The organism is Trinickia sp. Z7 (assembly GCF_056498045.1).
The window spans coordinates 95,507-102,429 of sequence record NZ_JAUEQW010000016.1 but is presented as its reverse complement, the minus strand read 5'-3'; the positions used below and the strand labels follow the sequence as shown (position 1 = coordinate 102,429).

The window sequence follows — 6,923 nt, the reverse complement described above, 5'->3', positions numbered from 1 at the left end:
CCGCTTGCCGCTGCGCCGTCGTTTGCGTCATCTCGCACCTCCCTCGTTACCCGGTAACCGTCGATATGAAACATGTTACCCGGTAACGGGGCCCCTTACGACGTGTGGCGGATCTAGCGCTTACAATTGACCAATCTGTCTTCTGCTGGGGGCCGGTGCGTCGATAACCTCCGGCATGCCTTCGGCCCAGAGATGTATCTGGGAGTGGAAACGCGACATCTTCGTTACGAAGAACCCGACGCTGCGCGATTCAGTTGAAGAGTTGTCACTTCCCGGTACCCGCCGCATTATTCAAAGCTGGATTGACCAGCAGCCTAACTACCCGGTAGATGGCAGTGCCGAGGAATACTCGTTTTACGCTGAAGAATGCTATCCGACCTCGCTTGACCGTCGAGCCTTCTTTCACCATTTCATCGCAGCAGCCAAACCACACGTTGGTTACAAACTCACCGCGTTGCTCGCGGACGCTGGTTGCGTTCGCACCGTCTGGACGACGAACTTCGATAGCCTCGTAGCGCGCGCCTGTATGGCTGCCAATGTTGTATGCGTCGAAGTCGGGATAGACACGCCGCATCGCGCCTCGCGCCCACAGAACGGCGACGAGCTGCGGCTAATTTCCCTGCACGGTGATTTTCGATACGACTACTTGAAGAATTCGGTCGCAGAGCTTCAGGAGCAGGACGCTATTCTTCGCGAGGAATTCCTGCACGAGCTCAAAGACCACGACCTGGTAGTCATCGGCTACAGCGGCCGTGACCAATCGCTGATGAGGGTTCTTTCCGCCGCATACTCTGCTCATTCCAGTTGCCGGCTTTATTGGTGTGGCTACGGCGCCGAGCCAGCGGCCGAGGTCCGGCAGCTCATTGGTTCAGTCGACCCCGCACGCGAGTCTGCGTTCTACATCGATACCGTCGGCTTCGACGACGTAATATCGAGGTTGGCTTTGCGCCGCCTGTCGGGCGAGCGACTGGAGCGGGCAAAGAAGGTCATCGAGGCGGCGTCGCCGACCGTCGGGCAAAAAATGGCGTTCGCGGTACCGCCGCTGCCTGTCAGCGCTCTGGTAAAAGGCAACGCCTACCGTCTCGGCTATCCTAAGAACGCTCTCAAACTTGACCTGGCACTGCCCGAGCAGGGCAGTTGGCGAGACTGGCTTTCTGAGCGGATGCCGCCTGAACTTGGGCAAACCGTGGTATTCGAAAAGGGGGCGCTGTGTCTCGGAGAAATGGCAGTTGCCTCGCGTGTGTTTGCCGAGGCACTTCGAGTATCGCCGACCCGTGTAGAGATTTCGGACGAAAACATCGTTTTTGACGGCAGAGTTACATCCCTGTTTCGAAGGGCGCTCGTAATGGCAGCAGCAAGAACGCTCGACGTTCATACAGACTGCCGCCGGCGAATCTGGGAGCCAGTTCACTACCAAACGCGAGACCTGGACCGCATTACCTATCGGATACATCGAGCGCTCTCCATTAACATCGTCGGTGTGGACGGTGTCCCCCACGTCGTGCTAACGCCGGAAATTGTCGCAACGACCGAAGATGGCGAAGTCGCACCACTCGAACCGCAGAAGGCGCTTCGAGTGGCGATTTACGGATTCCAGCACAACGACAAGTTCGATGGCGACCTCATGTATTGGGTGCGCCAGTTGGTAGACAAAGAACTGGAAGCCGACGGAGACGGCTCGTTCACCATTTCGAAAATCCCTCTGTACGCAGGACTCGCCCAGAAGGGCAAGTCCGCACTCCCGCCGAACCTCGCGAGGCATGCCAAACAGAACGGCATCATCGTTGCCGACGCGCCGCTCGTCTTTGGTGCGAAAGTCGGCAAGTCCGAAGCGCGCAATCCAAACCCGCTACACGGGTTGGTCATGAACCGCCCGTGGGACCATTCGCTGACCGCGAGCCGGCTGTGCCCATCGACTGTAACCGCTGTCATCTGCCCCACCGATTTGTCCGGAGGATTTGAGCGCTTCCTTAAAGGTTTGCAGGAGGTCGCGCGCCCAGAGCAAAGCGAACGGGACTATCTGCACGACTTTCCAGGGTTTCCCGCTGCCTTCGGGTTGCCACTTCGAGTGCCAGCAAGAGGCGATACGACTTGGGTGACTTTGGACGATGGTGTCTCGACCGACGCTCTAACCGGTGCCAAGCAGCTTGCGCACAGGATATGCGAGGCGCTCGACCACCTGCGCCGAGCCCGACCAAGCGATACGGTTCTTGTATTTGTGCCGCGGAGATGGGAATCCTTCAAGCTCGTCGACACTCCGCACGAGCGATTCAACCTCCACGACTACATCAAGGCCTACGCCGCGAGGCATGGTCAAAGTACTCAGTTCGTCCGAGAGGAAACGTCCCAGAATCCCTATACCTGCAGAGTGCGATGGTGGCTCTCACTCGCTTTATATGTAAAGGCAATGCGTACGCCGTGGCGCCTCGATGCGCTCGATGAAAATACCGCTTTCGTGGGCATTGGCTACAGCCTCGACGGCGATGCTGACAGAGGAAACCATGTCCTGCTCGGATGCAGCCACCTCTATAGCGCTCGCGGCGAGGGACTCCAGTTTCGACTTGGGCGCATCGAAAATCCGGTGATACGCGGCCGCAATCCATTCATGTCTGAAGACGATGCACGGCGGACCGGGGACACCATAAGACAGTTGTTCTACGACTCGAAGATGCACCTGCCAACGCGTGTCGTCATTCACAAGCGCACGTACTTCACGGAGGAGGAGCAGCGCGGACTGGTGCAGGGTCTGGACGGGGTCAAAAATATCGAGCTGATTGAAATCAATGTAGAAGACTCGCTCCGGTATCTCTCGTCCAAGGTGAAGGACGGTAGATTCGAAATCGACACGTTCCCGGTGTACCGGGGAACCACCATCATTGAGAGCGACGACACGGCACTACTTTGGGTACATGGCGCAACACCAAGCGCACAGAACAAGTACTGGCGGTACTACCAGGGCAAGCGACGGATTCCTGCACCGCTCAGAATCCGTCGCTTTCTCGGTCAGTCAGACGTCGTTCAATGCGCCACAGAGATTCTCGGGCTCTCGAAGATGAACTGGAATACGCTGGATTATTACTCCCGGATGCCCGCGACGCTGGATTCCGCCGGAAGCATCGCAAAGTTCGGCGCTTACCTTGATGGCTTCACGTCCGCTCCGTACGACTATCGGCTGCTGATTTAAGCGATTGAGAGCTCTGGCCGCATGCCTACCAACTACGGAGACTCTTGGTGAATAAGACGTTTCAAATAGCTCGTTTGCTCGGCGTGACCCACGGTATCGGCGCAACGCCCAATCCTCGCCGAGTCGGTCACGTTCCGAAATTGGCGGTCACGTTCGCGAGATACGTACCTATGCGATGGATTGTGATGTAGCAGCGGCAGTGTGGGAATCAACGGGAATCGCGTCAAGCTGGCAATATTTCCGCTGTTGGGGCTCATCACGGCGCTTGAGCGACATGGAGGAGGGAACCTCCATCATGCGTCGCAATCGTAGATGTCGCTATATGTCGCATCCTTGACTACAAAACATCGACAACATGACTCACAAGTCCATCTTGGCCTGCGAAGTGGGCCGCCGCCAGTACTGGACCACCAGCGACATTCACGTCTTCAAGACATTGAACACATGGTCTGGGTGCGAAGAGGATGACATCAATGTTCGAGACGTCCCGCAATTCAAGCGATGGAAGCGCATCGTCGAGACCCTTCTCCAGGCGTTGCACGATGAAAAGCATGTTCTTGTCATCATGGACACAGCTCATGCCGCCGACGAGATGGCCATCCGGCGCCGACTCGCCATTGGTTTCTTGAAGGAATATGTAGAAGAGCGCGCCAAGCACCATCAGGCGTTGGACCTTCTCGTCGCGAATGGCTTCTCCTTCGATGAAGCCTATAGCATGCTACGACCGATTCACTGACGGATACAGACTCTCGCCTATTTCCAAAGATGGGGGCGTCCCGCGCACGTGGATTTGACTGCCCAGCGTCTGGACCTTTAATTAAGACGAGCCATCGAAGGATGGGGCTCCGAGGCTTTGCTCGCTTGTGGCACGCCTCGTCGTGTGACGCGTGCGCTTCTTTTGGAACTTGGCGGGAGCGACTGGCGGCAACGATGGTAGCGGGGCGGGCGTGAGCGCGGCCACTTGAGGAACCGCCGTCGCTTGCGCTTGGGAAAAACCGGTACCAAAATTCCAGAACGCGATGAATGCACATGCCGTGGCTCCGACGACAACTATTCCTCCCACCAGAAGGCCAACTCTCAGCTTCTTTCGCAGCGCGGAAAGCGTGGCGCCGGAGGCAATCGCACTCTTGTTAGCTTTAGCGGCTTCAGCCTTTGCTGCAGCCAAATTGTCATTCGCCGCCTTCAGGCTTCTTTGCGCATCGGTCAGCTCGCCCTTCAGTGTATCCATTCGTGTCGCAATTTGATTCGCTCCTGCCCGTTGGTCGACAACTTGCTGTCTCAAACGCGCGACCTCCTCGTCAGCTTTCTCAAGACGCTTTTGATATTCATCTCGCATTGCATTTCTGTCTGCGTTCGCCTTGAGCAGATTCTGTTCAAGCTCTCGAATCAGTTCCTCCAGAAACTCTTTTGAGCGTCTGTCACTGATGACTGTTCCTGCCAAGAAGCCCCCTTGCTCCAATATTCCGCAAATCCAATTCACATGCTCCTCTTCGCGCTGCGCCGTGCTGTCATTTTCATGGCGGTATTCGAAAAATTCGGGAAGTTTGACCTCAACGACGGGTATATCAAGCTCCCGCAGTTGCTGTTGTTTTTCGACGGGCACCGCGTGTTTGTGGTGAACCTCGATGTACACCTCGCCCTCCCACCGCGTTGCGAGGTTCGTTGCCGACGTGAACCGAAGGTATGCGTCTGCGAAGTACTTGCCATCGTCAAACACAATTTCCTTTTCAGTTTCACCAGCGTGCATTTCGATATTATGCTCCCCGAGCCCGTCGAGCTTTAGCCGGGTTCGAGTTATTTTCGAAATTGCGTCCTTGAACAAACGGTGTGACAGCGACTCTCCCGGTCCGCCCTTTGCTTCGTCGGCTTTGTTCTTGTACTTAAAGAATGTCGTTCCGCTCTTGAGAACCACATGTTCCATCGGCCACCTTGAGCCCGACTTATGGGGACTCCAATAGGTCTTCCCGAGCGGTTTGCCCCCGTGTGGAATACGTGCGGCGCGTTCATGAGTGGCGCTGACGTGGGCTTGCCCGGTTTTATTCACATATGCCCAAGGATGTTCTACTGCCATCGTTTCTATCCCGTAACATTTAGCGCCGAGTGGCTCACTATCGGACCCGTGCAGAAGTGCCGCACCAAGACTTACTACCCCACTGAACAACGGCACTGTCCCACGAAAACTTTAGGGTGACCGGTCTTGTCATAATGTAACCTGTCGAGTGGTCACAGTATTTCGCAGCCCCAGTTATACCGTAACTCAAAATGACGCGCCCATTTCGTACGCCAGACGTTCAGGTGTTGTTTCGCCTAAGCTCACTTTGCGAGAGTGGTCGGAACCTGCCATACGTCAACGCGGCCATCAGGGCGCTCTGCTACCAGGTCGTCGAGGCCCTGCGGGGCGACTGTGTCTTCATCGCACTCGAAACGAACGCGAGTGTACCGCGTCGGGGAGTCCAACCAATCGCATAGAAGATTCACTCCCTGCATGGTCTGGTAGACGTACCCCGCAGCGATAATGGCCGTAGTTTTGACTTCTGCGCTCATAACCCGCGCCTCCACCGTTAAACCACTTTTGCAAAGGCGAACAAACTTATCGCTGGGCCGGCCGTGAAATCGGCCTCCGCCGTCGATAGCCGGTCACGGATTCATTGCCGATGGTTGATGCCAAGGAGGGTGTGAGCCTCCGCTAACGCTTCATCTGCTTCCCGCTTTCGCGCACCATATTCTGTCGCGAGCGTGGTCGTGACCTTTGCGAGGCCCTCGACGGCTATCCCTAGCGGCCCAGCTAGGGTCTCCAGTCGTTTCCGTAGCCAAGCGCGCGAGGCAGGGACAACTATCGCTACACACAATGCGGCCAGCACGCCCAGCCAAACCTCGCGAGGAATTTTCGCCATCGCGATTCTTGCTTTGGAATAGAAGAATTTTGCTGCGCCGGACAAAGCATTCAAGCTAACGCCGCCGAGCATGTAGCCGCTGACCTGAAACGTCACCTGGACGGCAGCTGCGCGCGAATAAGCGCGCAAAGTTGCCATGACGGCGATGGGGGGCACACTGGTCCCCCCCATGCCCGCGATGTCTTTGTCAGCTGTGACGATGGTTGCATTGATTTTTTCTTGCAGGCGGATATATGGAATGTCCTTTGGGTCTCGGTATTCGAGATTGTCATTGGGGATGCCACCAACATCCACAAAATTGATTCGCGCTCGCAAACGTGCCCAGTGCTCACGCAGTTCCTCAGGCTTGGCGCCCTTATTGACGATGAGCGGGATGTACTTATCTACTTCTATTTCGAGGAAAGTCGGAGCCCACGCAACCACAGTCTCGACCTCGAGGACTTCAAGAAGGTCGGAACGCACATCTGGATTCTTTCGCTTGATGGTCGCCCAAGTAAGCTCTCTAATGACGACGTTCGCATCGAGAATCAAATCGACCTGGAAAAGAGATGCCAAAAAAGCCAGCGGCGCACCATCGCTATATAACTCTCGGAACTCTTTTAGTGTGTCGGACTGAATGTGGCTGTCGCGCATGGAGTCCCCGTGTTCTCTTCCCGTCAGTATTGATATATCGCCTCGGCTACCCGCTCAGGTTGTCGAGGTCGATGCTGAGTACTCGACATATTAGCGGATTAGAACACCTTTCCGCCGGCCAAGACGAACACGAAGCACTGTTGGCACGGTGCAACGTTTCCGCGCACGATGTTCGCACCATGGCCCGGTAGCTGACGCGAGGCGACCGCGGC

Annotated in this window: 4 protein-coding genes; 2 read left to right on the top strand and 2 right to left on the bottom strand. The window is 56.2% G+C overall.

The genetic code is table 11. The features are described from left to right. Positions 1-175 precede the first annotated feature (175 nt). Together QQS38_RS22265 and QQS38_RS22260 are read left to right on the top strand one after the other, a co-directional pair. The gene (locus QQS38_RS22265; RefSeq protein ID WP_479647522.1) at positions 176-3,184 is read left to right on the top strand and encodes an SIR2 family protein; all 3,009 of its coding nucleotides are present in this window, start codon (positions 176-178) and stop codon (positions 3,182-3,184) included. 355 nt (positions 3,185-3,539) lie between these two features. Next, positions 3,540-3,920 (top strand): hypothetical protein, encoded by a 381-nt coding sequence (locus tag QQS38_RS22260; protein ID WP_479647521.1) that lies wholly within the window; start codon positions 3,540-3,542, stop codon positions 3,918-3,920. A gap of 81 nt (positions 3,921-4,001) precedes the next feature. Here QQS38_RS22260 and QQS38_RS22255 read toward each other — a convergent pair whose 3' ends face one another. Beyond that, complete coding sequence (locus tag QQS38_RS22255) at positions 4,002-5,255, bottom strand: hypothetical protein (protein WP_479647520.1); 1,254 nt, start codon at positions 5,253-5,255, stop codon at positions 4,002-4,004. Between the two features lie 574 nt (positions 5,256-5,829). After that, entirely contained in the window at positions 5,830-6,711 is an 882-nt protein-coding gene (locus tag QQS38_RS22250) for a PIN domain-containing protein (RefSeq protein WP_479647519.1), read from the bottom strand. Between the last annotated feature and the right edge of the window lie 212 nt (positions 6,712-6,923).